The 26906-nt window shown below is 50.7% G+C and carries 25 protein-coding genes and 1 pseudogene; 18 read left to right on the top strand and 8 right to left on the bottom strand.

Going from position 1 to position 26906, the window contains the following annotated elements; translation table 11 throughout:
* Positions 1–15: 15 nt before the first annotated feature.
* From AC4PR2_RS05520 to AC4PR2_RS05485, 8 genes are all read left to right on the top strand, one after another.
* The gene (locus AC4PR2_RS05520; protein ID WP_102985512.1) at positions 16–426 is read left to right on the top strand and encodes a GNAT family N-acetyltransferase; all 411 of its coding nucleotides are present in this window, start codon (positions 16–18) and stop codon (positions 424–426) included.
* Between the two features lie 13 nt (positions 427–439).
* The gene (locus AC4PR2_RS05515) at positions 440–1129 is read left to right on the top strand and encodes a trehalose-6-phosphate synthase (protein ID WP_060422105.1); all 690 of its coding nucleotides are present in this window, start codon (positions 440–442) and stop codon (positions 1127–1129) included.
* Positions 1130–1722: 593 nt separating this feature from the next.
* Positions 1723–3333, top strand: a complete 1611-nt coding sequence (locus AC4PR2_RS05510; RefSeq protein WP_226908225.1) for an ABC transporter permease — start codon at positions 1723–1725, stop codon at positions 3331–3333.
* 15 nt (positions 3334–3348) lie between these two features.
* On the top strand, positions 3349–4140 hold the full coding sequence (locus AC4PR2_RS05505) for an ABC transporter ATP-binding protein (protein WP_443014653.1): 792 nt from the start codon (positions 3349–3351) through the stop codon (positions 4138–4140).
* 32 nt (positions 4141–4172) lie between these two features.
* Complete coding sequence (locus AC4PR2_RS05500) at positions 4173–5255, top strand: porin (protein WP_419426300.1); 1083 nt, start codon at positions 4173–4175, stop codon at positions 5253–5255.
* Positions 5256–5840: 585 nt separating this feature from the next.
* Positions 5841–6620, top strand: a complete 780-nt coding sequence (locus tag AC4PR2_RS05495) for an ABC transporter ATP-binding protein (RefSeq protein ID WP_084826908.1) — start codon at positions 5841–5843, stop codon at positions 6618–6620.
* A gap of 112 nt (positions 6621–6732) precedes the next feature.
* Complete coding sequence (locus AC4PR2_RS05490; RefSeq protein WP_492174943.1) at positions 6733–7425, top strand: MgtC/SapB family protein; 693 nt, start codon at positions 6733–6735, stop codon at positions 7423–7425.
* A 27-nt stretch (positions 7426–7452) separates the two neighbouring features.
* The gene (locus AC4PR2_RS05485; RefSeq protein ID WP_198635769.1) at positions 7453–8337 is read left to right on the top strand and encodes a LysR family transcriptional regulator; all 885 of its coding nucleotides are present in this window, start codon (positions 7453–7455) and stop codon (positions 8335–8337) included.
* Between the two features lie 186 nt (positions 8338–8523).
* On the opposite strand, the gene AC4PR2_RS05480 is transcribed toward AC4PR2_RS05485, so the two are convergent.
* Positions 8524–9315, bottom strand: coding sequence for a nucleotidyltransferase domain-containing protein (locus tag AC4PR2_RS05480; protein WP_060422081.1), 792 nt, complete (start codon positions 9313–9315; stop codon positions 8524–8526).
* 312 nt (positions 9316–9627) lie between these two features.
* On the opposite strand from AC4PR2_RS05480, the gene AC4PR2_RS05475 reads away from it, so the two are divergent.
* From AC4PR2_RS05475 to yjiA, 3 genes are all read left to right on the top strand, one after another.
* Positions 9628–11808 (top strand): carbon starvation CstA family protein, encoded by a 2181-nt coding sequence (locus tag AC4PR2_RS05475; RefSeq protein WP_060443706.1) that lies wholly within the window; start codon positions 9628–9630, stop codon positions 11806–11808.
* 214 nt (positions 11809–12022) lie between these two features.
* Positions 12023–12226 carry a YbdD/YjiX family protein gene (locus AC4PR2_RS05470; RefSeq protein WP_004953088.1) on the top strand — a complete coding sequence of 68 codons (204 nt, stop codon included), beginning with the start codon at positions 12023–12025 and terminating at the stop codon, positions 12224–12226.
* Between the two features lie 21 nt (positions 12227–12247).
* Entirely contained in the window at positions 12248–13210 is a 963-nt protein-coding gene (gene yjiA / locus AC4PR2_RS05465; RefSeq protein WP_492174942.1) for a GTPase, read from the top strand.
* A 53-nt stretch (positions 13211–13263) separates the two neighbouring features.
* On the opposite strand, the gene AC4PR2_RS05460 is transcribed toward yjiA, so the two are convergent.
* The 5 genes from AC4PR2_RS05460 to AC4PR2_RS05440 all read right to left on the bottom strand — a co-directional run bounded on the left by AC4PR2_RS05460 (position 13264) and on the right by AC4PR2_RS05440 (position 15833).
* On the bottom strand, positions 13264–13683 hold the full coding sequence (locus AC4PR2_RS05460; protein WP_492174941.1) for a putative T6SS immunity periplasmic lipoprotein: 420 nt from the start codon (positions 13681–13683) through the stop codon (positions 13264–13266).
* Between the two features lie 22 nt (positions 13684–13705).
* Positions 13706–14005 (bottom strand): contact-dependent growth inhibition system immunity protein, encoded by a 300-nt coding sequence (locus AC4PR2_RS05455; protein ID WP_492174940.1) that lies wholly within the window; start codon positions 14003–14005, stop codon positions 13706–13708.
* 116 nt (positions 14006–14121) lie between these two features.
* The gene (locus AC4PR2_RS05450; RefSeq protein ID WP_197757259.1) at positions 14122–14442 is read right to left on the bottom strand and encodes a contact-dependent growth inhibition system immunity protein; all 321 of its coding nucleotides are present in this window, start codon (positions 14440–14442) and stop codon (positions 14122–14124) included.
* A 4-nt stretch (positions 14443–14446) separates the two neighbouring features.
* Complete coding sequence (locus AC4PR2_RS05445) at positions 14447–15271, bottom strand: RNase A-like domain-containing protein (protein ID WP_492174939.1); 825 nt, start codon at positions 15269–15271, stop codon at positions 14447–14449.
* Positions 15272–15419: 148 nt separating this feature from the next.
* Positions 15420–15833, bottom strand: coding sequence for a putative T6SS immunity periplasmic lipoprotein (locus AC4PR2_RS05440; protein WP_492174938.1), 414 nt, complete (start codon positions 15831–15833; stop codon positions 15420–15422).
* 270 nt (positions 15834–16103) lie between these two features.
* Between AC4PR2_RS05440 and AC4PR2_RS05435 the strand changes: the two genes are divergently transcribed.
* The 3 genes from AC4PR2_RS05435 (at position 16104) to AC4PR2_RS05425 (ending at position 17488) form a co-directional block, all read left to right on the top strand.
* Positions 16104–16346, top strand: coding sequence for an ash family protein (locus AC4PR2_RS05435; protein WP_197757265.1), 243 nt, complete (start codon positions 16104–16106; stop codon positions 16344–16346).
* Positions 16241–16549, top strand: coding sequence for a hypothetical protein (locus AC4PR2_RS05430; protein WP_492174937.1), 309 nt, complete (start codon positions 16241–16243; stop codon positions 16547–16549). Before AC4PR2_RS05435 ends, AC4PR2_RS05430 begins: the two co-directional genes overlap by 106 nt.
* Before the next feature lie 174 nt (positions 16550–16723).
* The gene (locus AC4PR2_RS05425; protein ID WP_492174936.1) at positions 16724–17488 is read left to right on the top strand and encodes an HNH endonuclease; all 765 of its coding nucleotides are present in this window, start codon (positions 16724–16726) and stop codon (positions 17486–17488) included.
* A gap of 3 nt (positions 17489–17491) precedes the next feature.
* On the opposite strand, the gene AC4PR2_RS05420 is transcribed toward AC4PR2_RS05425, so the two are convergent.
* Positions 17492–17947, bottom strand: coding sequence for a very short patch repair endonuclease (locus AC4PR2_RS05420; protein ID WP_492174935.1), 456 nt, complete (start codon positions 17945–17947; stop codon positions 17492–17494).
* Positions 17948–18125: 178 nt separating this feature from the next.
* A complete protein-coding gene (locus tag AC4PR2_RS05415) occupies positions 18126–18737 on the bottom strand; it encodes an HNH endonuclease (protein WP_308379311.1) in 612 nt (203 codons plus the stop codon).
* A 655-nt stretch (positions 18738–19392) separates the two neighbouring features.
* Here AC4PR2_RS05415 and AC4PR2_RS05410 point away from each other — a divergent pair.
* From AC4PR2_RS05410 to AC4PR2_RS05395, 4 genes and pseudogenes are all read left to right on the top strand, one after another.
* Positions 19393–20568 (top strand): DNA cytosine methyltransferase, encoded by a 1176-nt coding sequence (locus tag AC4PR2_RS05410; protein WP_492174934.1) that lies wholly within the window; start codon positions 19393–19395, stop codon positions 20566–20568.
* Between the two features lie 235 nt (positions 20569–20803).
* Positions 20804–23848, top strand: coding sequence for an ATP-binding protein (locus tag AC4PR2_RS05405; protein WP_492174933.1), 3045 nt, complete (start codon positions 20804–20806; stop codon positions 23846–23848).
* Complete coding sequence (locus AC4PR2_RS05400) at positions 23845–25665, top strand: response regulator receiver domain (RefSeq protein WP_492174932.1); 1821 nt, start codon at positions 23845–23847, stop codon at positions 25663–25665. Before AC4PR2_RS05405 ends, AC4PR2_RS05400 begins: the two co-directional genes overlap by 4 nt.
* Before the next feature lie 692 nt (positions 25666–26357).
* Positions 26358–26906, top strand: a pseudogene (locus tag AC4PR2_RS05395) (hypothetical protein); the annotation flags it as partial.

Raw genomic sequence — 26906 nt, 5'->3', positions numbered from 1 at the left:
AACCTAAGGATAATCATGAATATGCAACCGCAACGCGCGCCCGTGCAGCCGCTGCTCTGCTGGCGCAAAGGCGTTTTTCATATCAGCACCGATCGGCAGTTATTGGATATCGAGGCGATCCAGCGTTTCCTCAGCCTGCCGGATCGGGCGGCGGCCGAGCGCCTGGTGCACCACGGCCTGTGCTTCGGGCTGTATCGCAAGCGCCACCTGCTCGGCTTCGCCCGCATGGTGACCGATTACGCCACCTTCGCGTCGGTGAGCGAACTGTTCGTCAGCGCCGAATACCGCGGCGTCGGGCTGGGAAGCTGGCTGACGCGCTGCTGCCTGGCGCATCCGGCCTTGCGCGGCCTGCGCGTCACGCTGCCCGCGCTGCAGGCGCCCTGGCGCGCCGATGGTGCGGCGCACGCCCTGCGCGCCCTTCACTGATAAGGAGGCCCCCATGTCTCGTTTGGTGCTGATTTCCAACAAGCAGTGCGACGGTAAGGATCTGGCCTGCGCCGGCCAGACGCTGGCGGCCGACGCCGAGCCGGGGCTGTGGCTCGGCTGGAACGGCGACGTGCAGAATTTCGCGCAGCGCCCGATCAGCTGCCGGCAGCGCGCCGGTTACGATCAGGTGACCTTTCCGCTGTCGATCGAGGAGTTCCGCCGCCACTATCAGGGCTATTACCACGACGGCCTGTGGCCGGTGTTCCACAACCAGCCGGAGAAGGCGCACTTCACGCCGGAAAACTACCGCGCCTACCGGCAGCTGAACCGTCGTTTTGCCGATATCGCCTGCGAGCACCTGTGCCCCGGCGACATCGTCTGCATCGACGACTACCAGCTGCTGCCCTGCGCCCAGGCGCTGAAGGAGCAAGGGCTGCTGAACGCCTGCGCGTTCTTCTTCCACCTGCCGTTCCCGTCGGCGGCGCTGCTGCGGCGCATCCCGGAACATCGCCAACTGATCGCTTCGCTGCTGTTCTACGATCTGATCGGCTTTACCACCACCGACGATCGCAACGCCTTTCTCAGCTGCCTGGCGGCCGAGTTCCCGCTGGAGATGCTGCCCGACGATCAGATCCAGGCCAACGGGCATCTGTTCGCCACCGGCATTTTCCCCGCCGGCATCAACGGCAGGCAGGTTTATTGATTTACGGCGGCGCGCCCTTCAGGCGCGCCGTTTTATTTCGCCGCGATTTATTTTTACCGCCTTTATTGCCATCACCATGCGTTATTTCATTTTCCGGATATAGCGATTAAAAAATGAATATTCATCCTGTTACATATCAACCGTAAAAACCCTATTTCGCCAATTGCTTTTTATTAGTAAAACACATTACCCTCTCCCTGCCATATTTAAACCGAGGAGGGCCCCATGGGCGATGAAAGTTTTAGTTTTACGCTAATGCTATTGGGCGTCTTTCAGTAATGCCATCCAGGTTGCATTCTGAAAGACACGGAATGCGGCAACCGCTCCCCTTCTGACGGCCTTTCCCGCTCTGCCGGCCCGCCCATCGCCCCGCTGCGAAAACAACGTCTGTCTCAACCGCTACGGCGGTATTTATCTGGTGTCGCCGGGCATATTCCCCGAGCGGCGACGGATTTCGTATGGGAAAAATAAGGTATTGCGTTATGCAAAATAACCGGGGTACATCTGTTTTCAGAAAGTCTTATTTAAACGACTTTATCGTTATCGCCATCGGTGTTTTTTTCATTGCCTTTTTTATTCGTGCCTGGGGTGACATGCACGGTGACTTCAATGAACAAAACGTCTCTGCCATCAGTCTTGATGCCTGGAACCTGCTTTATTATTCGCTCAGAACCAGCATGCGCTTTCTCCTCGGCATGGCCTGGTCGCTGCTGTTTTCTGTGGTATTCGCCGTGCTGGCCGCGCGCTATACGCCGCTGCGCCGGGTGATCCTGCCCTTCGTCAACTTTATGGAGTCGGTGCCGCTGGTGGGGTTCCTGACCTTCACGACCGTGTATTTTCTCAACCTCTACCCGCACAGCGTGATGGGGCTGGAGTGCACCGCCATCTTCGCGGTGTTTACCGGCCAAGCCTGGAACATGATGCTGACGCTGTATCAGACGCTGCGCATCGTGCCCAAGGAGCTGGATGAAGCCGCCCGCAGCTTCAATTACAACCCGTGGCAACGCTTCTGGCGGCTGGAGTTCATCTATTCGGTGCCGGGCCTGCTGTGGAACGCCATGGTGTCGCAATCCGCCGCCTGGTTCGCCCTGGTGGCCTCCGAAGCCATTCCGGTCGGCGATCGCTCGGTCGAACTGCCCGGCGTTGGCTCCTACATCGCCGAAGCGCTGGCGCAGCAGAACGTGCCGGCGATCCTGTATGCGATCGTCGCGCTGGCCGCCAACATCGTGCTGCTCGATCAGCTGGTTTTCCGCCCGCTGGTGCGCTATACCGCGCGCTTCAAATACGAAGACGTCACCGCCAGCCGGCCGCTCGGCAATCCGTGGTTCTACAACAGCCTGGCCTTCTCGCACGTCGGCACGGCGCTCGGCCGCACGCTGCGCGCGCTGGCTGACCTGTGGCTGTTCAAGCTGCCGCGGCTGTGGTACGCCCTCGGCCTGCACCGCCTGTTCAGACTCGCCGCCAAGGGAAACTGGCTGTGGCGCAGCCTGTGGTATCTCGGCGTGGTGCTGGCCTGCGTCTGGTTCGGTTACCGGCTGTGGGAATACTTCCCCAAACAGTACTTCGCCATGCTGCCGGAATGGATGCTGCTCACCACCGCGCGCGTGGCCGCGGCCATGCTGCTCAGCGTGGCGATCTTCACGCCGCTGGGGGTATGGATCGGCATGAATCCGCGGCTGGTGAAGATCTTCCAGCCGATCATCCAGATCCTGGCGGCCATTCCGCCCAACATTTTCTACCCGCTGATCGCCGCCTTCATCGCCATTTATCATCAGGATCTCGGCTGGTGGGCCATCCCGATGATCATGCTGGGTACCCAGTGGTACGTGTTGTTTAACGTGATCGCCGGCGTTTCCGCCATTCCGACGCAGATCACCGAAGTCAGCGAAACCTTCGGCCTGCGCCGCTTCCGCTGGTGGCGCTACTACATGCTGCCGGCGATCTTCCCCTACATCGTGACGGGCATCATCTCCGCCGCCGGCGGCGCCTGGAACAGCGCCATCGCCGCCGAGGTGATCCAGTGGGGCAGCACCACCCTCAGCGCCACCGGGCTGGGCGCGTTCATTTCCGTCGTCACCGACGCCGGCAAGAACCCGGAGTCCGCGCTGGGCTGCGCCGCGATGTGCGCGCTGGTGGCGCTGTGCATCATCTTCGTCTGGCAACCGCTGTACCGCATCGCGGAAACCAAATTCAAATATGACTGATCAAGGGGGAATAACATGGTGACTCAAGACGTGATTATCAGCGCCCGCCGGCTGAACAAGACGTTTATCGGCGAAAACAAGCGCCCCAAACCCGTGCTGCGCGACGTGACGCTGACCGTGCACGCCGGCGAGTTCGTCACCATTCTGGGGCAATCCGGCTCGGGCAAGTCCACGCTGCTGCGCATGCTGGCCGGGCTGATCCCAGCGGACAGCGGCACGCTCACGCTGGCGGGCAAACCGGTCGACGGCCCGAGCACCAACGTCGGCATGGTGTTTCAGTCCTACGCGCTCTATCCCTGGCTAACGGTGTACGACAACATCGCCTTCGGGCTGCTGGCGCAACGGCTGCCGCCGCAGACGATCGCCGAGCGGCTGGGAGCGCTGCTGCGCCTGGTGGGCCTGACCGGCTATGAGCACGCCTGGCCGCGCGAGCTCTCGGGCGGCATGCGTCAACGGGTGGGCTTCGCCCGGGCGCTGGCGGTAGAGCCCGACCTCTTGCTGCTGGACGAACCCTTCTCCGCCCTCGATATCTTTACCGCGCAAAAACTGCGGGGCGACCTGCTGGCGCTGTGGGGAGACAACCGGCTGCGCACGCGCGCCATGGTGATGGTGACGCACGACGTCGAAGAAGCGGTGCTGATGTCCGATCGGGTGCTGATCCTGGACGCAACCAGCAAACGGATCGACGACGAATTCAGCGTCAACCTCCCGCGTGCGGCGCGCAACCGGGAAAGCCTGCGGCACCTCACCGAGCGGATCCGCAGCTGTCTGTACAAAAAAATCGCGCAAGCGCAATCGGCCGGTTAACGGCCCTGTTTTCATCCACTTGGGGAACTGAAATGAACCATAAAAGCGTGCTGATGACGCTGCTCATCCTGCTGCCGGCCGCCGCCAGCGGCGCGGAAATCGTCAATAAAGACGGCAATAAACTGGATCTGTACGGCCAGCTGAACGGCGTGCATTACTTCAGCAGCGACGCCGACAATAACGGCGACCGCTCCTATACCCGCTTCGGTTTCAAAGGCGAAACGCAGATCGGCGACGCGCTGACGGGGTATGGGCAGTGGGAATATCAGGCAGGGCTCGATCAGCCGGAAAGCGCCGGACCGGGCGACAGCTATACCCGCCTGGGCTTTGCCGGATTGACGTTCGGCCCCTGGGGCAGCCTGGATTACGGCCGCAACTACGGCCTGCTGTATGACGTGGCCGGCTGGACGGACGTGCTGCCTGAATTCGGCAACGACAGCTACGAAGCGGCCGACAACTTTATGACCGGCCGCGCCAACGGCCTGCTGACCTACCACAACCGCAGCCTGGGTGGTCTGGTCGACGGCCTGGATCTCGGCCTGCAATATCAGGGGAAGAATCGGGGGGACGACGCTCAACGGGCGAAGGATATCCAGACGCAAAACGGCGATGGCTACGCCTTTTCCGCCACCTACGACACCGGCGTGGGGCTCAACGTTGGCGGCGCCTACGCCAACTCTGCGCGCACGCTGGCGCAACAGCGCTTCGGCCTGGCTGACGGCGATCGCGCCCGGGCCTGGACGCTGGGGCTGAAATACGACCAGGACAACCTCTACCTGGCGGCAAGCTACGCGCGCACCGAGAACATGACCTACGTCGACGGCGATCGCTACGCCGGCTTCGCCCCCCGCGCGGACGCTATTGAGGCGGTCGCGCAGTATCACTTCGATTCCGGCGTCACGCCCTCGCTGGCCTACCTGCAAACGCGCGGCCGCAACCTGCCCGGCATCGGCGATGCCGATCTGGTTAAATACCTGGATCTGGCGCTGAATTACAGCTTCAACGCCAACATGTCGACCTACGTAGAGTACAAACTCAACCTGCTGCAACGGCAGAACGCCGTCGGCGCCGGCGCCGACGACATCGTCGAAACCGGCATCATGTATCAGTTCTGATCCCCATCCCGGCCGGAGGGCGCTCTCCGGCCGGTTCATGATTTAACTTTCGTCCGCCCCCTTATTCTCTCGTTTAACTCAGGTTTATATTTCCATAAAATGATGCCTATATTCATTCTGGCACTTTCTGTTTACGCCCCGTTTAATGAATAAAGAAAATCTTTCCCGCATTCATATTAAATTACATTTTGCCGCCATAATTCGGCGTAACCACATTGAATAACAGGCTATGGCACGCGTATTATGGCCACACGAAAAATAACGGGAGAATGATATGGACGGCGACAGTTGGTTGTTTATTTTATTGTTGGAATCGCTGAGGTCACAGGAGCAATAGTCATCCCATTGCATCCTGAAAGTGTCAGGATATGAGTCAGTTATAGCATCCCTTCGCTTTACCCTTCAGCCTCTGGCCTGCGCGCATGCCGCACCGGCACGCCCGATGGGCTAACCCCTCCAGCATAAGCGTATTAACAGTCCGATAACGGTCAGGCTTATTTGCACCCGCATTTATTTTACGCCTGCCCGGCGATAAATATCGGCCCTTTATCCATGCTCATATTTTTAATTGGGTGGAGACGAATCATGATGGTAAAAAAAACCACGCTGCTGACGGTCAATAACGTCAGCAAAAGCGTTCAGCCTACCGGTAAAGAAAAACGTCTGGTGCTGAATGAAATCAATTTGCGCCTTTACGACAATGAGGTCGTCAGCATTTTGGGGCAGTCCGGCTCGGGTAAATCCACCCTGCTGCGCATGCTTTCCGGCCTGATCGCGCCGGATCTGGGCAGCGTGATGCTAGGGGATAAAAAAGTCTCGGGGCCGAATCCGCAGATCAACATGGTGTTCCAGACCTTCGCCATTTTCCCGTGGCTGAACGTTTACCAAAATATCGCCTTCGGGCTGCAGGCGCAGGATCTGCCGCCTCAGGTGGTCGAAGCCCAGACGCTGAAAATGCTCGATCTGGTCGGGCTCACGCCCTACCGCGACGCTTACCCGCGCGAGCTTTCCGGCGGCATGCGCCAGCGGGTCGGCTTCGCGCGCGCGCTGGCGGTAGAACCGATGCTGCTGTTGCTGGACGAACCCTTTTCCGCGCTGGACGTCTATACCGGCGAACACCTGCGCAGCGATCTGCTGCGTATCTGGAGCACGCGCCAGATCAAAACCCGCTCCATCGTGCTGGTCACCCACAGCGTAGAGGAGGCGGTGATGATGTCTGACCGCATCCTCCTGCTGGGCGCCGGCACCCTCGACGGCTGCTATCACATCACGCAGCGCCGCGAGGCGCGCACCCGCGAGGGGATGCAGCCGCTGACGGACAAAATCAGCGAGACGCTCAGCCGGCAGATCGCCGCCGCGCATTGAGCGTCGCCCTAGACTGGCGGGACGGACCCCCGCCAACTTAACTACCTGTTTATCAAGAGTTACCCCACCACGGGTGGCTCATGATAAGCGGATAATACATCGAGTTATTATCATGCATTTCATTCATACACTGCTGACGCTGCTGACCGCGTCCATCCTGGGCGCGGCCATCGGCTACGAAAGACAGTTCCGCCAGCGCACCGCCTGGCTGCGCACCAACACGCTGGTGGCCACCAGCGCGGCGATCTTCGTCCATCTGGCCATGACCATCGACGGTAGCGGCGGCGCGGTGCGCGTCATCTCCTACGTGGTCTCCGGCGTCGGCTTTCTCGGTGCCGGAGCCATCATGAAGGAAGGGATGAACATCCGCGGCCTGAACACCGCCGCCACGCTCTGGGGCTCCGCGGCGGTCGGCGCCTGCGCCGGCTGCGGCCTGTACGGCGATGCGCTGGCCGACACGCTGTTCGTGCTCGCCGCCAACACCCTGTTGCGCCCGCTGGTCAATATGGTCAACAAACAGCCCTTCAATGACCTTAACGGCGAGTCTACCTACCAGATTTGCGTCATTGCCTTCGAGCATGAGCAGCGTGAGGCGCTGGCCAAATTCAAACAGGTGCTGCAAGGGGAAAACTGCTTTATCTCGCATCTGGATATCGAACCCTTTGGCGACGACGACGTGGAGATCACCGCCACGCTGATGCCGGCCTCCGTCACCACGCCGGTGCTCGACCAGACCATCAATAAATTGCTGAACGACAGCATGATGAAACAGGCCTATTACAGCCGCATCGCCGGCTCCGGCTGATGCCTTTCACTTCCAGGGAGATCAACCATGAAAACTATGCCGAAACTGGCTCATCTAACGATGTTCAAAGACATTGTCCACTGTGGGAGTTTGCACGAGGCCGCGAAAAAGCTGGCCATCTCGCAGCCGACGCTCAGCCGGGTGCTTAAAGAGCTGGAAATGACCATCGGCGCGCGGCTGCTGGAGCGCAGCAACCGCGGCGTACGCCTGACGGCGGTCGGCGAGCTGTTTTACCGGCGGATAGACGCCGCCACCAATCAGTTGCTCAACGCGTTTGACGAGCTGCGCGGCCTGAGTGCCGACGGCGAGAAGCGCCTGCGGGTAGGGATGAGCGTCGATCCGCTGCTGTGCTACCTGCCGCAGGTGCTCGAAGGCTTCAACCGCCGCTACCCACATACCCGGGTGACGGTGGTGGAGGACGGCCCGGAAGGCCTGCTGGCCCGGCTGAGAAACTGCGAGCTGGATTTGGCGGTCAGCAGCCTGAACGGCGCAGCGGGCGGCGCCGATCTGGCGATGCAGGCGCTGAAGAGCGAGCGCTTCTCGCTCTATCAGGGAGGCGACCTTAGCGCGGCCGGGCAGCCGCCGGCCGAGGCCAAATGGGTGGTGCCGCGCTCCTGCTCGGTGGGGCATGCCGCCATCCGCGAGATCGCCGAACGCTACACGCCGCACGGCCAGATCGTCGAGACCGACTCCTTTCTGGCGACCTGGTGCCTGGTCAGGCAGCAAGGCTATATCGCACTGCTGAGCGATCGGGTGGTCGCACACTACGCCCCGCAGCTGCACCTGCAGAAAATCCCGACGCAGGAGATCGACATCAGCGCGCGCTTTTACGTCTTTACCCGCCATGAGCCGGCCACGCCGCCGCTCAGCGCCGCGTTTATCCACCTGCTGCAGGCCATGCAGACGGCCTGAGAAGACAGGCTGCCGGAAACGTTCGGCACCCGGTAAGCGAACTGAAAAACAGGGGGTTAAAGCCGGCCGGTTATTCCGGGGTCTGCATTGGCAACAGCGGCAGCCTGGCGGTGATTGCCAATGCAACAGCACAGAAAGGGATTATTACGCCCTCCAATGCCCCCTCATCGGCAACCCACACGACCATTACGCCATGACGGTTTTATAAAGCAATTCGTCGAGCGAGAAATCACTGCGCGCGCAGCTATCAGGTAATTCAGCCGGTTGTTCATGAGCCTTAAGCGCTTGCAGAATAAACGCGTGTATCAGCTCCCTACGGGGACCGTATTCTGCTTCTCCGGCTCTTTTTTTGACCGTCAACAAGGCATGAATTTCCGCTAACAACAATGGATCGCTCACCGTTCCAGCCAGCAGGTGATCGAAACGCATTGGCGGCACCCCTTTGCCCGCTTCTATCCAAAGGACGGCCAGCAGTGGCCGCAGAACGTAGAAATATTTTTTTAGGCGAACTTCCTCGCCTTGTAAGTAGCCGCGGAAATTTTTACGCGCCATGGAAAGATAATGCCAGCGTGCTCGCGTTGCGGAAAACCACTCAGGTACGACGCCTTTCAGCGCCTCTACACTTTCAGCATCCTGCCGATAAACCACCGGTGAATCCAGCCATTCGATCAACGTCGGGTTAGCTCGCTTTAACAGGCCGAGCGACTTGCGCCATTCCCACCCGCAGACGTCGAGCTCATCATCTATCGGCAGCTCGATCACGTCACGCTGCGTCTCAACGCGCAAATACCATTCAGGCCGATGCACATACAAGAAACGCACGTCGTAATCACTGTCCGGCGAGGCGAATCCCCATCCACGGCTGCCGGACTCGCAGGCATATAACACTCTTACGTCATATCGCGCTTCTATTTCGCGCAACACCTTTTTTATTTTGACGCGCATTTCACTGCTGACGCCTTCTGTTTGTTCTTCCATGTCTTTATCCTTTTCCATACGTTGCCTAACGCAGGGTATATACGATTCTCACCCGACACAACTGCGCCACTATATTCAAAACATGATGAAACCAGCCGCCAACCGCTCACCCCGCCAATCCAACCGTTCACCCGGCGAATCTGACCGCTGACCGAAATACGCCTGTCTTCCCCCCTTACCCCCGGCGATGATGAGCTGTTCCTAAACCCGCCTTACCTCGGGAAAGACGCTACGGCTCACCGCGCCACTCTGACATCTCTTACAAGCGGATGAGTTCATTCATATTTTGCAGACTGGAATTAAGGATACCTCATGAAACGAGAGGGGATTTTAAAGCACATTCCGTGGATGCTGCTGGGGATACTCGGCGCAGCCTGCCTCGGCGTGGTGGCGCTGCGCCGCGGCGAACACATCAGCGCGCTGTGGATCGTCGTCGCTTCGGTGGCGGTGTATCTGGTGGCCTACCGCTACTACAGCCTGTACATCGCCACCAAGGTGATGAAGCTGGACGCCGGTCGCGCCACCCCGGCGGTGGTCAACAACGACGGCCTGAACTACGTGCCGACCAACAAGAACGTGCTGTTCGGCCACCACTTCGCCGCCATCGCCGGCGCCGGGCCGCTGGTGGGGCCGGTGCTGGCCGCGCAGGTCGGCTACCTGCCCGGCACGCTGTGGCTGCTGGGCGGCGTGGTGCTGGCGGGGGCGGTGCAGGACTTTATGGTGCTGTTCATCTCCTCGCGCCGCAACGGCGCCTCGCTCGGTGAGATCATCAAAAAAGAGATGGGGCCGATACCGGGCACCATCGCGCTGTTCGGCTGCTTCCTGATCATGATCATCATCCTGGCGGTACTGGCGCTGATCGTGGTGAAAGCGCTGGCGGAAAGCCCGTGGGGCGTGTTCACCGTCTGCTCCACCGTGCCGATCGCACTGTTTATGGGCATCTACATGCGCTATCTGCGCCCCGGCCGCGTGGGTGAAGTGTCAGTCATCGGCATCGTGCTGCTGGTGGCCGCCATCTGGTTCGGCGGCGTGGTGGCGCACGACCCGTACTGGGGCCCGGCGCTGACCTTTAAAGACACCACCATCACCTTCACGCTGATCGGCTACGCGTTCGTCTCCGCCCTGCTGCCGGTGTGGCTGATCCTGGCGCCGCGCGACTACCTGGCCACCTTCCTGAAAATCGGCGTGATCGTCGGGCTGGCGATCGGCATCGTGATCCTCAACCCTGAGCTGAAAATGCCGGCGGTGACCCAGTTCGTCGACGGCACCGGCCCGGTGTGGAAAGGCACCCTGTTCCCGTTCCTGTTCATTACCATCGCCTGCGGCGCGGTCTCCGGCTTCCATGCGCTGATCGCCTCCGGCACCACGCCGAAGCTGTTGGCCAATGAGACCGACGCGCGCTTTATCGGCTACGGCGCGATGCTGATGGAGTCCTTCGTCGCCATCATGGCGCTGGTGGCGGCTTCCATCATCGAGCCGGGCCTGTACTTCGCCATGAACACCCCGCCGGCGGCGCTGGGCATCACCATGCCGGACCTGCACCGCCTGGGCACCGAAGACGCGCCGATGATCATGGCTTCGCTGAAGGACGTGACCGTGCACGCGGCGGCGGCGGTCAGCTCCTGGGGCTTCGTCATCAGCCCGGAACAGATCCTGCAGACCGCCACCGACATCGGCGAACCTTCGGTGCTGAACCGCGCCGGCGGCGCGCCAACGCTGGCGGTGGGCATCGCCCACGTGTTCCACCAGATCATTCCGGGCGCCAACATGGGCTTCTGGTACCACTTCGGCATTCTGTTCGAGGCGCTGTTCATCCTGACCGCGCTGGACGCCGGCACCCGTTCCGGGCGCTTTATGCTGCAGGATCTGCTGGGCAACTTCGTGCCGTTCCTGAAGAAAACCGACTCGCTGGTGGCCGGCATCGTCGGTACCGCCGGCTGCGTCGGGCTGTGGGGCTACCTGCTGTATCAGGGCGTGGTGGATCCGCTCGGCGGCGTGAAGAGCCTGTGGCCGCTGTTCGGCATCTCCAACCAGATGCTGGCCGCCGTGGCGCTGGTGCTGGGCACCGTGGTACTGATTAAGATGAAGCGCACCCAATACATCTGGGTGACCGTGCTGCCGGCGGTGTGGCTGCTGATCTGCACCACCTACGCGCTGGGGCTGAAGCTGTTCAGCGACAACCCGCAGCTGGAAGGCTTCTTCTTCCTGGCTGGCGAGTACAAGCGCAAGATCGCCGAAGGCGGCGCCGAGCTGAGCGCCCAGCAGATCGCCAACATGAACCACATCGTGGTGAACAACTACACCAACGCCGGGCTGAGCATTCTGTTCCTGCTGGTGGTGTACAGCATCATCTTCTACGGGGTGAAAACCGCGCTGGCGGCGCACAAGAACCCGAAACGCACCGACCAGGAAACGCCTTACGTGCCGGTGCCGCAGGCCGCGCCCGCCGACGGCGTAACTGAGGGGGAGGTCAAAGTTTCGACCCAGCATTGATGTGATTTAACGGATACCCTGCATAATAAAATCAGTTATGCAGTACCGACATGAAAGTTAACCGGTACCCAAAGGATTTCGGACCGCAGCAAGGCGGCAAGTGCGCGAATCCCCAGGAGCTTACTCAAGTAAGTGACTGGGGTTCGGGAGTGCAGCCAACACCGCTGCGGTTCGAAAGACGAAGGGTAAGCAGGGTATTTGGGAGTAAGAAACTATGTTCGGAAATCTCGGCCAGGCGGGGAAGTACCTCGGGCAGGCGGCGCGCATGTTGGTGGGCGTGCCTGACTACGATACCTACGTCCAGCATATGAAAGACAACCACCCGGACAAGCCGGTGATGACCTATAAAGAATTTTTCCGCGAGCGCCAGCAAGCGCGCTACGGCGGCGACGGCAAAGGCGGCATGCGCTGCTGTTAACCCGCAGTCACAAGGATCCGTATGAAACCCATTGCAGTCACCATCCTGACCGGCTTTTTGGGCGCCGGCAAAACCACCCTGCTGCGCCATATCCTGAACGCCGAACACGGCTATAAAATCGCGGTCATCGAGAACGAGTTCGGCGAGGTACCGATCGACGACGCGCTGATCGGCGATCGCGCCAGCCGCATCACCACCCTGAGCAACGGCTGTATCTGCTGCAGCAAGTCCAACGAACTGGCGGACGCGCTGCTGGATCTGCTGGACGGCGTCGACAGCGGCCAGCTGGCGTTCGATCGGCTGATCATCGAATGCACCGGCATGGCCGATCCCGGCCCGATTACCCAGACCTTTTTCTCGCACGAAATCCTGTGCGAACGCTTCCTGCTGGACGGCATCATCACCCTGGTGGACGCGGCCCACGCCGAGCAGCAGCTGAGCCAGTTCAGCATCGTCCAGGCGCAGGTGGGCTACGCCGACCGCATCCTGCTGACCAAAACCGACGTGGCGCCGGACTGCGAAGCGCTGATCCAGCGGCTGCAGCGGATGAACGCCCGCGCGCCGGTCTACAAGGTGACGCACGGCGACATCGATCTGAGCGTGCTGTTCGACATCGAAGGCTTTACGCTGAACGACAAACTCAACCTGACGCCGCCCGCCCCGCTGTTCCGCCGCATCCCGCAGCCACAGAGCGACATCCGCTCGATCGTGGTGACGCTGGAGCGCCCGCTGCCGCTGATGCAAATCTCCGACGTGATGGAAGGCCTGCTGCTGGAATACGCCGACAACCTGCTGCGCTACAAAGGCATTCTGTCTATCGAAGACGAGCCGCGCCGCCTGCTGTTCCAGGGCGTACAGCGGCTGTATAACGCCGACTGGGATCGGGAGTGGCTGCCTGATGAGGAACGCCGGAGCACCTTGGTATTTATTGGTGTGAACCTGCCGGAGGAGGAGATTCGGGGCAGGATTGGGGGGCTGGGGTAAGCGGGGTTTGGATATGGGAGCCTGTGGGTGGGCTCCTTTATGGGCTTATGGCGCTAACGGGGTGGGGGGAGAGGCATTAGCCGTAGTTTGCTTCCTGCCTGTTGTAAGGCAAATTCAGCGACGAACTCACGTGCAGAAGGGAACTCACCTGCCTGTTGTTTCTTCTGGGAGACCAGCTTCGCGGAGAAATGGTACTGCTGCCCCGGCGTAAATACGTAGCCTTCATCAGGAACGCACTGATGGGGGGCGATATCACGTAGCGGCTCGAAGAATTTGAATGTGCGGTTCTGCGCCTCATCCAATCGGTAGATCGAGATACCCGCGAGCTTTTCGTCTCCCTGCGGCTGAACGGTGATGCATACTTTGCCCTCACGCAGGTTGGCGGTGGCGGGATAGTCTACAGGGGTACGATCGCCTATCGACGGACAGCCTGCTAGCAGGAAGGGGAATGCGAGGGGGAAGATCCGTTTCATGACTACCTCTGACGCTGGGACTTCATTTGGTATGCGTCAATGACTTCACGAGGGCACTACGCACCTGCTGCAAAAACGCGGGAACCGTTGTGCCCCATAACTCGGGGCTGAAGGTAAACTCGAAACGTTGGTTGAAGAATGACTCCACAGTATCCTGCGCCAGTAGCTCATCGAGCTCATTGATCAAAGCCTCGCGCTGCTGATGAGTCGCCAGACGAATGTACTCTGCGATCAGCGCAGTAATATCGCCCTCTGCATTTATCAGGTCATAATCTTGGCCAAAATAAACGACGATCAGATTATCAAGTTCGCTGGTTTTCATCGGCTTATCTCGCAGGGAAGGCGCTAAGGATAAAATCAGGTTTGCCACTAATGCGTGTGCGTTGCATTACAACGCCAGGCCGAGATCCAAGCTCGAATAACTCGCCATCCTCTACGTTAATTAAAACTGCCCAGCTTTTGTTCCGCTTTTCGTTGCAACATGGCAAAGAACACCACCGCGGTAGTGCCCCAGCTCTCTGGCACAAACTCATCTGAAAAATGCTCCGCCATGCCTTCGTCTAAACGCCCTGCATAAGTAGCCTGAAACTCTTTAGTCTCCTCGAGGATATCGCGGATGACTTGAGTGCCGTTTTGCTCCAGAAAGCCGTCAATCACACCCTCGGCCGTTTCGGCATCAGTAAACAGATCATAATCCTGACCGAAGTAAATACTGAATAACTTACTGAGTTCGCTGAAGTCTCCGTGCAATCTCATCATTACCTCAAAAGTCGGGAAACGCTGTCAGTATGAAGTAGGGTTTACCTTGAAACTGCTGATAGTGCAACACGACCTTTAATCGCGATGTTCTCACTAATTGCGTTGAATTTTTACTCAGGCCATAACCAATATCGCTGGACATAATATGGGTCAATTCAAGATTTGGCCTTCCGGCAGGATTCGTGGCCCACAGTCTTATCCACTCTTTATTGGCTTTTAACGCCGAGCTGACGGCGACCTCCGCGGCCCCTAATGATTTAAACGAAGAGGCTTTGTTCACTCGTGGATTTTTTAAACGCTCTAACAGTTGCTCTTTCGTCATCCCAACATGACGTTTAATGGTATGCCCACCCGATTTCATCCCCGCAGGGGACTCATGCTCAATCAGCTTAACCCGCCCCATGCGCACGGATGCGACTCTGGCTGCGCCAACCGCTCCGGCAAAGACAAAAGGCACGGCAATATCGACCGTTAAACCGACGTTATAGGCCGCTTCCCGATCGGCACCCAGTGTTTGCGCCAATAAAACGGCAGACTGATAAGTATCAGTCATCGTTGGCTGCCCGGTAATCATCTGATTGGAAGCGGCCTTGATGCTGTCCAGGCTATGCGTTCCCACCACCACGCACCCGACCTTGGTGATAAACGTCGGATCCGGCGCATAGCACAACACCCCAGCCCCCATCAGCTCAACGACACCACCGGCAAGCCCCAAACCGCCAAGCAGACGGTTACTGAGCGTTTCACCTTCAGTGACACTCTCATCAGACAGCACCGCCGCAAGCTGCACCGGCGACAGGGCAATACGCAACTTATCTTCATTCGCCATGTTCGTTCATCCGTGAATTAGCAAAGCCGTATGATTAACATAAGCTCTAGAAAGGATAAATACTGGAACGGTTAACGCCGAATTAACCGGCACCTTATCTGCAAGGTTCGGTCAATACTGAAGCACTGTATTTCAATAGAGCGCCTCGTTATTGGATGTTTTCGATAGCAAAGTGATTATTGAATCTTTTCACTTTGAAGTGAGCAATAAAGGCCCTGCCGGAAACATCCTGCAGATTTCTGCGCTTCTCTATCGGTACGAAATTTAGCCTCATGCTGTAGATATGATTTTCCTGAAACGGGTAATCTTCTTGGGTAACGCAAATGCCCTTTTTCAGATTCTGATTCCCCACCTCAATCAATTTATCATCCGTATCACCGCTGAGATAGAGCGTATCTTGCCTCTCGTTTTCCTTTGGTGACGGATAGATGCAGATGTTGCCATTCGCTTTAGTATGGACGGTGATAGGGATGTCCGGCGAATAGCGCTGATCGAGACGATCGCCAGTACAGGTACTTAACAATATCGATCCTGCAATGGCCAGCAAGAAATTAGCTTTCATCATATTCCATTATTTATAAATCTTAATGAGGAAATATTATCCATGAATAGATGACTGATAGTTCGACGCAAAGATGATATGCCGAATTGCGAGGTACATTCCAATCCTAAAAGCAAACAAACTGTAATTCCATACAGCTTATTTTTTCCTTTTACTGATAACGCTATAGTTTTTCCGCTGCGGCCAAATCCGCAGCCGGAGTTAGCGTTCCGAACACTTACACAAGGCAGCATTATGTATATAATGTTGGGGCTTTAAACATCCAGAATTATGGTGGCCCAAGTGGGGGCTTCGCAAGAAGCGCCGGTTTCCTTCGTGTCCGGTAACGCTAACTCCGCTTGGGCTACCACCATGGGTTTAGCGTCTCATGTGGTAGTACACATACTACACACTAAGGATAAAGACACATGGATAATGTCACCATTACCGAAAACACCACAAGCACCCTTACCCTCTACCGCCAACTGTTTAACCACCTCGATCTCAGCGCTTACAATCCCTCAGAACTCTTAGACCTGGCCGCACTCTCTGCCGAGCAGGCTGAAGGGCTGTGCCACGGCCTGATGTTGTTCGGCCACTTGCTGCAAAAGCACCCACAGCTGGACGCTGAAGGCTGGGAACAGCTGAATCACTATCTCAACGCCACGGCGCATCTGGTTCCTGCGTTGTGTAATCTTTATGGGCGGGCACTGCGGGAGATGGAAGCCTGCGGCTAACATAAATAGCAATCAGGGCGATGCCTGCACTCGTCGCCCTTCCCACCCACGATTTCCAATAGATCTGACTGACATATCAAAACAAAAACATTCATCAAGGTAGGCATTTCCTCCCCTACCTGGCATAGTTAACGCATTCGGTAAATCGATGAGTTAACTGCTGGGTATTGATGTATGGCTGCTGCAAAACTTTGGACTAGAGAAGAATTACTGATCGCTTTCACTCTGTACAGCCAAATACCGTTTGGCAAACTTCATTCGAGAAATCCCGAAATAATCCACTATGCAAAATTGATTGACCGTACGCCGTCGGCGTTAGCCATGAAGCTGGTTAACCTCGCTAGCTTGGATCCATACATTATCGAATCTGGTCGAAGCGGTTTGAAAGGGGCCTCTAACGCCGATCGTGCGTTATGGCTTGAAATGAGCCACGACACCGAAGCGTTCAATCAGCAATGTCAGCTGGCGATGGAGCACCTAGAAGAAGAAACGGTTACGCCGGGGCTTAATGAGAGCCCAAAGGATTTCAGCGGCAGCGAACGCATCTCTACCGTCAAAACACGCGTTGATCAAAACCTGTTTCGCAAGAATGTGCTTGAAGTGTATGAATACCGTTGTTGCGTGACCGGCTTGGAAGAGCCCGCATTGCTGGTCGCTAGCCATATCCTGCCTTGGAGCCACTCAATCGAACAACGTCTTAACCCGAGTAACGGATTGTGCCTGTCCAGCCTACATGATAAGGCTTTTGACCGTGGGCTCATTACGTTTGATGATAAGTTGGAGTTGGTGTTATCACCGCAACTTAAGAAGTTAAAAAGTAGTATTTATGTAGATAATTTTGAAAAGTATGAAGGAAAAAAACTTCGGTTGCCATTAAGTTGTCATCCTGACAGGAAGCACTTGGCTTATCATAGAGATAATATATTTATAAGTGATTAAATTTTATTTATCATTACTGCATATATAATCAGGCCAGCTTAATGTACAAATGTCGCTTTTAATATAACTAGATAACCATTCAAGTGATTTATCATTATTTTTAAGACCACACTGCCATAACTCGAAAACTCTCCAGCCAGTTTCGAGCAAGACTATTTTATTATGGATATCACGCCGTCTATTTTTTATAAATTTATTCCGCCAGAACTCGACGTTAGTTTTTGGAATTGTGGCAAAGCGACATCCATCATGATGATGCCAGAAGCAACCATGTATAAATATACATAATCTATACTTTTTAAGCACGACATCCGGTTTACCCGGTAAAGAACTGTCATGAAGCCTGAAGCGAAACCCTTGTGCGTGTAAGAACTTACGCACGATAATTTCCAATTGCGTATTTTTACTCTTCACGCTAGCCATAATTCTGGATCTAGTACTATTATCTATTCTATCCATCAATAGGTTCTCCGCAACTTTTAAATAATCACACCTTCCATAAACAATTAATTAACCATCAAATATTAATTTTTTTATTTTATAATTGGTGAAAAACATCATGAACATTACAACTTTTTCATTATAACAACAATAGCAAAAAACACTTTCTAATCCGGATACCTTCAGAATAAAAAACTCACTCTCCATTAATATATCTTATTGTCATTCCTGGAAGTAGATAGTCAGTTGTAGCAGAAAAGCCATTAGCTTCTAAAATAGCATTTCTCATCGGTAAGGGGCATTGCCTCCAGATCAAATATGCTTGTTCCAGCTGTGTACCTGGGAAAGATGAAAAAGGGTCATAACCTTGCAGTAACTTGAACTTACATAAAACCAAGTCACTTAAAAAATAATATTCATCACAAAGCAACCCTCTCTCATATGCGTCATTGATTAATTCCTCATACAGTTCCAACATGATTTCTATTTTTTCTCCCCCTTGCGCATCCATTGGTTGATTATAATCTGCTTTTCCATTAAATCCTTTATGAGCAACCTTATGACAATCAATGCAAAGAGTTATACCGTTCCCTGTATAAAACTTAGCTTCCTCTAAAAAACTTTTACGACAAATATGGTGCGCAGAAACTCTACTCATCGAATGGCAAACAACACACCGGTAGCCGTCTCTGAATCGAATGAATTCACTCCAACGCCTTAAACAAGTCTTATTGGCCCTTTGATTATCTATCGAAGAGTGAAGTCGCATTAATTTAACATTGAGTTTGTTTTTAAATTCATTATCCATATCTAGCCTGTTAATTAAAAATTATATAAATTAAAAGAGAGTAAGCAACCTTAAAAACCATACTCCTATGTTACTCAAACGCTCAGAATAATCATATAAAAAACATAATTAATAATTTATAGCTCTCTATAGAGGGCTGTCTACTCGATGGTTCTCCAGCACATTCTGCAATATAGCTGCCTATACTCATATCCGCAATCATCTCTACCCAAAACTGCCCCAGTTAAATTCACGTAAATGCTGAATATTTAACTTTTCTACCTCATCTTATAAAAAATTCAAATACTGGGTAATACTTCAGCTGCACGCACCTTCCAGATACGTTCACGAGTTCAATGGGCCTTACAGCAAGAAAATTTTGCGCATCTATCTTTCTTAGATAGTTAATCCTTACCACTCTTGTTGAGAATTTTTCTCATCTCAATACAGTTCAAAATCTGCCATGAAGATGAGGTCATAACTTGAACTAAAACGCTTGAATGAAGAACGTACCGAATCGCCAGGTACCAGCCCTAACTGGCATGATGCCGCTCGTTCTACACATGAATGAACCGGCGCGAAAAGAAGTAGACGCCGAACAAGCCTTTTTGCTATGCATCGATACCACGTTCGATATAATCAAAGTATTTTGATTAATACATATCGAACAACAACAATGAAGAAAAAACTGACCGCTATCGATCTGTTTGCCGGCGCAGGCGGCTTGTCCCTAGCAGCGCTTCAAAGCGGTATGAACGTCTTGGCGGCCGTCGAGTTTGACGGAGCAGCGGCAAATACCTATAAAAAAAACATCAAACAAACCTTTGGGAGCAGTAACACCAAGGTCTACAACACTGATATCAATCATATCAAAGATCTTGATAAATTTATGAAAGATGTCAGCGTTGCCCCGGGTGAACTCGATCTTTTGCTGGGCGGTCCTCCGTGCCAAGGATTTTCAACCCACAGGATCAATAATGCTGGTGTAGATGACCCGCGCAATCAACTACTGTTCAAGTATTACGAGTTCGTCCACGCACTCCGTCCCAAGATGTTTCTCATCGAAAACGTAGCGGGTTTGTTATGGAAGAGGCATGAGTCTTATCTCGCAACACTTAAGCAAAACGCCGAAGAAAATGGTTACATCATCAAATTTTGCGATCTGGTTAACGCTAGAGATTTTGGCGTGCCGCAAAATCGCAAACGGGTATTTATCCTTGGCGTTAGGCACGACATCGCTTCCGATACTATCGTATTCCCCCCAAAACCGACGCATTTCTCTCCAAGTGGCAAGCAAATCCCCAAGTGGAAAACGGCATCTTGCGTTTTTGAGCAGCCACCTGAGAATGTTTTAAATCGCTACTGGCATGACTATTTTTCGACAAAGACCAAACTTTCAAAATCGCAAGTCGATAGCCTCTTGGCAAATCTTGATTTTGGCTGCAAAGTAGACGAGAAAGACTCACTCAATTTTCACATGACGCACTCGGCAGAAATGGTCAAGGTTTTCAGTTCAACGCCGTTAAACGGCAGTCGAATGGACTCAAATCGCGTACTGCCTTGCCACGAAACCCATACCGGCCATAAGGATGTGTACGGAAGAATCATGATTCATCAACCTTCGAATACTGTTACCACAGGCTGCATCAACCCATCCAAGGGAAGATTTGTTCACCCTTGGAAAGACCACGGCATTACCATGCGGCATGCCGCAAGACTGCAAACCTTCCCGGACAATTTCATTTTTTACGGCAACGCAACTCAGCAGTCTAGACAAATAGGAAATGCTGTCCCTGTAGAGTTAGGGAAAGAGTTGATAAAAAACTTGATTAGGTTCCTAACAGGAGCATAGAGCGGCAGTGGGCATCAACATAAAGAGGTAATCTTTTGGTGTTACGAGAAAGTAAACCAGCGATAGCGGTTAAACATATTGGCGTAACCACCATACCACTCAATGTGGTGGAAACGGATAATGCTTCTTTTCTCTGTTTTAATACCAAGCCCATTCATTGCACAAATTTTGGTACGGGCGTGTAAAGCTATCATTTTTAATAGTTAGGCATCTATATAAAAAGGGAGTATACAACATGGCACAAATGAGAGTGAGCGCAAGAACTGTCGACATGTTAGGCAGGCAACAAATTGCCGGTATCCCTACGGCAATTCATGAGCTGTTCAAAAATGCGCATGACGCTTATGCTAATAATGTCGAAATAGATTTCTTTGAATCCCAAAACTTGCTCACTTTACGAGACGATGGGATAGGGATGACCAAAGATGATTTCATTGATAAATGGCTCACAATCGGGACATCCAGTAAACTGGGAGTAAATAGAAAATCTATTTATATACCCGCTGGAATGGAAGAGCGTCCCTTAATGGGCGAAAAAGGGATTGGCAGGTTAGCAATAGCATCAATTGGGCGACTAGTCCTTGTTTTAAGTCGGGCGGAACGCAATGATGGCATGCACGATATGGTGGTTGCGCTTGTCCACTGGACTCAATTCGAAATTCCAGATATAAGTATTTCTGATATTGCGATTCCTATTAGGACATTCCCTTTAGGGATAATCCCAAGTCAAATTGATATTAAATCAATGTCTGGCGAGATCATAGAAAACCTGGATAATATAAAAAATAAAATTCCTCAGAGTATTTATGACAAAATTGAACACGATTTAAATTCATTTCAATTCTCACCTGAATTATTATTTTCAAACTTGCAAAAATCAACATTTAAAAGTTGGGATGAATCTATTTCAGAACGCAAAAATAATACAACATCTGAGAATAATAACAGTCCTCTTTTAGATGGTTTTCATCGTGGAACACATTTTATAATAATGCCATGTGACCCAGCTCTTGCTTTAGATATAAAACAAGATGAAAACGACACAACTGAGTTGCAAAAAATTCTGGTGGGTTTTGCAAACTCACTAAATGAAAACTATAAACAAATAATGGCTACTAAATTTCGCACTCATAAAGGAAGTGCTGAGGTAGAAGAACTCATAGAGAATGTCTTTTTTACTACTGGCGACGCACGAAATGCGGACCATTATATAGAAGGTGAATTTGATGAGTATGGGCAATTTAAAGGATCAGTGACCGTTTATAAAGGAGAACCCATCAATCACATTATAAATTGGGATGAAAATTACGGCTCTAAAACTAAGTGCGGTAAATTTAAAATAAAGTTTTCTTATCTGCAAGGGGATGCAAGTGAGAGTACTGTTCCAACACAAATATATACAGAAATCAAAGCCAAACTAAATATGTTTGGTGGTCTCTATGTTTACAAAGATGGCATCCGTGTATTACCTTACGGAAAGCCAGAGTTTGATTTTCTCCGAATAGAGGAAAGAAGAAGTAAAAAGGCCTCCACCGCATTTTTCTCATATAGACTAATGTTTGGTGCCATTGAAATAGAGCACGATGTTAACTCTATGTTGATAGAAAAAGCTGGTAGAGAAGGCTTGATAGAAAATATAGCATATCGTGAATTCAAAAGCATATTAATTAATTTTTTTGAACAGTTGGCTTCTGATTTTTTTAGAAATAACTCTGTTAACGATCGTTTTTGGGAAATAAAGGAGCGTTTTAATAACGAGTCAATAAAACAAAAAAGAATATTAGATAAAAGAAGGAAGATGATTGGGTTTAAAAAGGAAACCTTCCAAGAGGAACTGGATTGTTTTTTTGTTAACTATAATAAAAATATATTTACAGATATTCTTAGTGAAATAACTCAAGAAGTTACATCTGAATTACTTACTAGTCATGATAACTGGACAGTCTCACAAAAATATAGCTTCGTAAATGAAGTTAGGCGAAAATACCAGGCCAGGATTTTTGATTTCAACAAAAAAATAAAAATATCAAAGCCGAATGTTGGATTAAATAAATCGATACTGAAACAGTGGGAAAGCTATCTCATTTTAAAAGAAAAGTTACAACATGAGATAATAGCGCCAAGAAAAAATAATTTAGATGATATTATCAATAAATACATGGATGATAATTCGCTATCATTTAGCAGAAGAGAAAAAGTAACTGACATTGTTAATGAAGAGAAGAGAGTATTTAATAAAACAATAAATTCATTTAAGAGGGCAATGAAGGATAATGTTACACTATTAGATGACTCAATTAAGGAGACCGTTCGTTCAAAAACATCAACTCTCTCTAATTCAATTAACATGGTTATAAGCGAGATTAATTCCTCTTCGTTAGATATGATATCTGAAGATGAAGCTAGTAGACTCGTAAATACATGGGAGAAACGCCTGGAAGAAGTGTCGAATGAAACAGAAGAGTATTTAGGAAAAATACGTGAATCAGTGGAAAACATTATAGATGATTTGCAAAGCGATAGCATTTCATCTATTGACACTCTAATTGCCTTAGAAACAGAAAACGAGCATGTTAGAGACTCTCTTAATAAATACTTTGATTTCGCACAGTTGGGTATGTCTATTGGAATTATTCAACATGAGTTCAGCAGCACAGTTAGAACTGTCAGGCAGAGCATTAAGTCACTTAAACCATGGGCAGACAAAAACCCAAATCTAAATAATATTTTTTTCAATATTAATCACAGCTTTTCTCATTTAGATGGCTATTTGAAAATGTTCACCCCACTGAATAGAAGACTTTATAGGTCTAAAGTTGATCTAAGTGGAAAAGAAATATACCGCTACTTAATCGATATATTTGAAGAGAGAATGAGGCGACACAATATTTCATTCGAGTCAACACATGAATTTTTAAATAAAATTAACAACGTATATCCTTCTACATTTTTACCGGTATTTATAAATGTTATTGACAATGCCATTTACTGGTTAAATAAACAGCGCACCACTGAAAATCCTAACAAGCAAATACTACTTGATACTCATGGCGACTCGTTAACTATTTATAATAATGGTCCAGCAATTAAAATCGAAGATAGAGATCGTATTTTTGAGTTTACCTTCTCTCGAAAAGATTTAGGTAGAGGAATGGGGCTCTATATTTCCAAGGAAACGCTCAATAGAGAAGGATTTGACATTAAATTAGCTGGTGGAGGCAATAACGACGACTCTCCATGCTTCGTAATTGAAAATTTGAAAACGGAGATTTCAAAATGACTTCATTTTCTGAACATTGCAAAAGTGTTGTAAAAGAATATATTCACACGGTTATGATTATTGATGACGGAGCTGGCTTAGATAATCAAGGCATTGTTGCTAGGGATCTTGTCATTCCTTCGTCTAACGATCCATTTTCAGCCAGTGAGTCTGAAGAGATACCGATTGAAACAGTCCCCCCTGGACATATCACGCATTCTCTGGATACATTCTCATTAACTAATGCATTTTTTGAGGAGGGAATAGTTGCTGGCATCTACCAACCTCAAATAGAAGATAGTCAGACCCCTGAAGCATTTGCATCAAGAACAAGTTCTGTTTGTGACAAAGCGGACATAATCATACTAGACTGGATTCTTAAAGATCGTAACCCAGAGTATAGTAAAGCAGTAGTGAAGGAAATACTTCGAGGCGACCACAAAAATGGCGGACGGGTTAGAGCTATAATAGTTTATACTGGTGAAAGCAACTTACATTACTTGAGGGATGAGTTATTCACTTATCTAAATATCGATGAGCTAGATAGAAGCTCTGATTATGAAATCCGCTCGGAAAACATCATAATTTCTTTTTATAATAAAAATCATGGTGGCTATAGTTTCACTCCTGATCGAGCCATGTCTGAATCCGAGATTCCACAGCAAGCATTGAATTCGTTTACAGTTTTAGTAGACGGTTTGGTTCCTGTTTTTGCAATGAAATCAGCTGCATCTATCAGGAAAAATACAGGAAGGATCATATCTCGTTTTAGAAAAAACCTTGACACTGCATATTTAGCGCATCGAGCTCTATTGCCTGAACCTGAAGACTCGGAAGTATTTATGCTTGATAACTTTGTTTCTTACATGAGAAACATACTTGCTATCTCACGAATAGACAATGCTACACTAGGAGCTGACTCAATTGAACAGTGGATTAGAGAACATAATGAAATACTTGATAAAAAAATAAAACATGGCAATAACGAGTATCAATGTGAATTAAATGAGATGATTGAATTATCTCAACATGGTTTTTTAAGCAGGTTGTACCAAATTTTGAAATCAAAGAAAAATGCAATGTGCAATGCATATAAAGACACCAGTAAAATAACATTTTTGCAGGCAATTTCAATATTTAATAGAAGTGATATAAACGTAGTGGAATCCTCAGTTGAGCTTTCAATACTATCACTCTTTAGGCGTACATTCAAAGATATTATTGGCACTTCAGAAACACCATACTTAACCCAAGGTTCGCTTATTTACTCTAAAAACAAAGATCAATTTCTTCTATGTGTTACGCCAAAATGTGACACAGTAAGAATAGAAGAAATCACTAATTTTTCTTTTGTCATACTTAATGAAGTTATGGTTACAGACCAAGAGATAGATAAGGAGTTTGACATTGTCATCCCGAAAAACAAATTCGTTATAGAAAACAAAATAAAAAACCACATTCCTAATAAAAAAGATGAAATAAAAAAACTTATCGTTGACCATTGTTTGACAAATGAAGGGAAAGCATCCAATAACACACTCCATGACCAGCTGAAAGAATTAGACTCCATTAAAAATGGTAATTATATGTACCTTCGTACTCAACCAAAATTTAATAAATTGAAGCATATTTTATTTGATAGTGAAAAAAACAAAAAAGTATCGTTTAACAATACAATGACTGATCTAATAGACTTTTTTGATGCTGACTGTAACGAGTATATATGGATTGGGGATTTACACGATCTCAATACTATCACACGTGTTGGGAATCTTGTTTCCAATCTGAACAGAACGGGAACCGATGAAGTCGAATGGCTACGCCGGAAACATAAATAACATCAGCAGGTTTATTGTCGCAATAGGGTGGAAAACAGCACTTAACAGGTAACAGGGGTAAATCAGCTCCTGGCTCAAGGCCTGTTTACATATACTCCCTGCCCTATTAGAATTTAGCGAGTTGGCGGATAATCACCTGTTGCAGATGCATGAAAGCAATGTTTATCCGCCGTATTTCTCTCATCATTCACTTTTGATGCAATGCCGAAAACTTGTAAAAGACACTCAACTCGGGTGTCTTAACTTTCATACTATCTCATAGCAAATAACCAAACTTCCTCCAGAACCATCAGCAATCTTCCCTTTTCATACCTTGTTCTCGAATTCAGGTATCCATCGTGCAGAGGCACAACCACGCTCGTAACAACGTAGTAGCCCTCCTGTGAAGTCGATCAAACAGGAAAAGTGTCTGACTCTACTGACGCCGAACGCCCCCCCAAACAATGCCTAACGAGGCAAAATACTAAAAACCCTAGGCTTCACAAGCCTCAATACAGCACGTATTATATAAAATATTTTTATTTATATGATGACGCGCAGGGACTAAAAAGGAAGTTTTTGTGCAAGGAACGCTCAAAATGATAAGTAAAGATTCACGAATCGTTCTAGAAGCATGGCAAGAGTATATAAAGCTAAACGGTGTCTAAAAAAGCAAAATATCAGCTAGTGAACTGCACGAATCACAACAGTTAATGCTGTCCGAACAAGATTGCGATGAGAATGAGCGCGGCGTTTTTATCACCCTGCCACCGGCAACCCTTGCCTACCTGCGCAAGCGCTTCGTCAAGAAAGATGGGAAAGGGAATATAGAGCATATTGAACCTTTGCAAATTATGTTCCCCATCCTGCGCATTAAAGAAAAGACAAGAAATCAAAAACACGCCCGCTTTTTGCCGCTGTTTATGGCCCAACTCCCCGAATCGCTCTTCCGTGATGAAACAACCGATAAAATTCTGCTCCCGGTAAAGGACGGTTTGCGTGTTCAAGCCATGCCTTACGCTTTCCGGGAAATTCTGAACACCGACATTGCCGAGCTGGGTGAAAACCGGCACATGATGAGCCTGGTCGGCGCCCTGACAAGCACCAAGTTCGAGAGCTTCTTTTCAGCCTTCAGCACGCTGGAAGAGTGGTTGAAAAGTAAACTTTCCAATCACCATTATGCCGTTTATCTGACGACAATTAATCTGGCCGGTTCGCGACAATTATTTTGGCCGGTTTGTAATCTGAGATCACAACCTACT

The organism is Serratia sp. A07, from assembly GCF_058725505.1.
Note: the sequence above shows the minus strand (reverse complement) of the source record. Positions and strands in the feature narration are given on the sequence as shown.

Bases quoted from the DNA above. Each gene is read 5' to 3' on its own strand.
- AC4PR2_RS05485 (WP_198635769.1), top strand. From the start codon at position 7,453: ATGAAAACTATGCCGAAACTGGCTCATCTAACGATGTTCAAAGACATT.
- AC4PR2_RS05460 (WP_492174941.1), bottom strand. From the start codon at position 13,683: ATGAAACGGATCTTCCCCCTCGCATTCCCCTTCCTGCTAGCAGGCTGT.
- AC4PR2_RS05420 (WP_492174935.1), bottom strand. From the start codon at position 17,947: ATGGATAGAATAGATAATAGTACTAGATCCAGAATTATGGCTAGCGTG.
- AC4PR2_RS05520 (WP_102985512.1), top strand. From the start codon at position 16: ATGAATATGCAACCGCAACGCGCGCCCGTGCAGCCGCTGCTCTGCTGG.
- AC4PR2_RS05440 (WP_492174938.1), bottom strand. From the start codon at position 15,833: ATGAAAGCTAATTTCTTGCTGGCCATTGCAGGATCGATATTGTTAAGT.
- AC4PR2_RS05410 (WP_492174934.1), top strand. From the start codon at position 19,393: ATGAAGAAAAAACTGACCGCTATCGATCTGTTTGCCGGCGCAGGCGGC.
- AC4PR2_RS05405 (WP_492174933.1), top strand. From the start codon at position 20,804: ATGGCACAAATGAGAGTGAGCGCAAGAACTGTCGACATGTTAGGCAGG.
- AC4PR2_RS05445 (WP_492174939.1), bottom strand. From the start codon at position 15,271: ATGGCGAATGAAGATAAGTTGCGTATTGCCCTGTCGCCGGTGCAGCTT.
- AC4PR2_RS05480 (WP_060422081.1), bottom strand. From the start codon at position 9,315: ATGGAAGAACAAACAGAAGGCGTCAGCAGTGAAATGCGCGTCAAAATA.
- AC4PR2_RS05510 (WP_226908225.1), top strand. From the start codon at position 1,723: ATGCACGGTGACTTCAATGAACAAAACGTCTCTGCCATCAGTCTTGAT.
- AC4PR2_RS05455 (WP_492174940.1), bottom strand. From the start codon at position 14,005: ATGAAAACCAGCGAACTTGATAATCTGATCGTCGTTTATTTTGGCCAA.
- AC4PR2_RS05450 (WP_197757259.1), bottom strand. From the start codon at position 14,442: ATGATGAGATTGCACGGAGACTTCAGCGAACTCAGTAAGTTATTCAGT.
- AC4PR2_RS05475 (WP_060443706.1), top strand. From the start codon at position 9,628: ATGAAACGAGAGGGGATTTTAAAGCACATTCCGTGGATGCTGCTGGGG.
- AC4PR2_RS05495 (WP_084826908.1), top strand. From the start codon at position 5,841: ATGATGGTAAAAAAAACCACGCTGCTGACGGTCAATAACGTCAGCAAA.
- AC4PR2_RS05400 (WP_492174932.1), top strand. From the start codon at position 23,845: ATGACTTCATTTTCTGAACATTGCAAAAGTGTTGTAAAAGAATATATT.
- AC4PR2_RS05430 (WP_492174937.1), top strand. From the start codon at position 16,241: ATGGATAATGTCACCATTACCGAAAACACCACAAGCACCCTTACCCTC.
- AC4PR2_RS05505 (WP_443014653.1), top strand. From the start codon at position 3,349: ATGGTGACTCAAGACGTGATTATCAGCGCCCGCCGGCTGAACAAGACG.
- AC4PR2_RS05490 (WP_492174943.1), top strand. From the start codon at position 6,733: ATGCATTTCATTCATACACTGCTGACGCTGCTGACCGCGTCCATCCTG.
- AC4PR2_RS05415 (WP_308379311.1), bottom strand. From the start codon at position 18,737: ATGGATAATGAATTTAAAAACAAACTCAATGTTAAATTAATGCGACTT.
- AC4PR2_RS05515 (WP_060422105.1), top strand. From the start codon at position 440: ATGTCTCGTTTGGTGCTGATTTCCAACAAGCAGTGCGACGGTAAGGAT.
- AC4PR2_RS05435 (WP_197757265.1), top strand. From the start codon at position 16,104: ATGGTGGCCCAAGTGGGGGCTTCGCAAGAAGCGCCGGTTTCCTTCGTG.
- yjiA (WP_492174942.1), top strand. From the start codon at position 12,248: ATGAAACCCATTGCAGTCACCATCCTGACCGGCTTTTTGGGCGCCGGC.
- AC4PR2_RS05500 (WP_419426300.1), top strand. From the start codon at position 4,173: ATGAACCATAAAAGCGTGCTGATGACGCTGCTCATCCTGCTGCCGGCC.
- AC4PR2_RS05425 (WP_492174936.1), top strand. From the start codon at position 16,724: ATGGCTGCTGCAAAACTTTGGACTAGAGAAGAATTACTGATCGCTTTC.
- AC4PR2_RS05470 (WP_004953088.1), top strand. From the start codon at position 12,023: ATGTTCGGAAATCTCGGCCAGGCGGGGAAGTACCTCGGGCAGGCGGCG.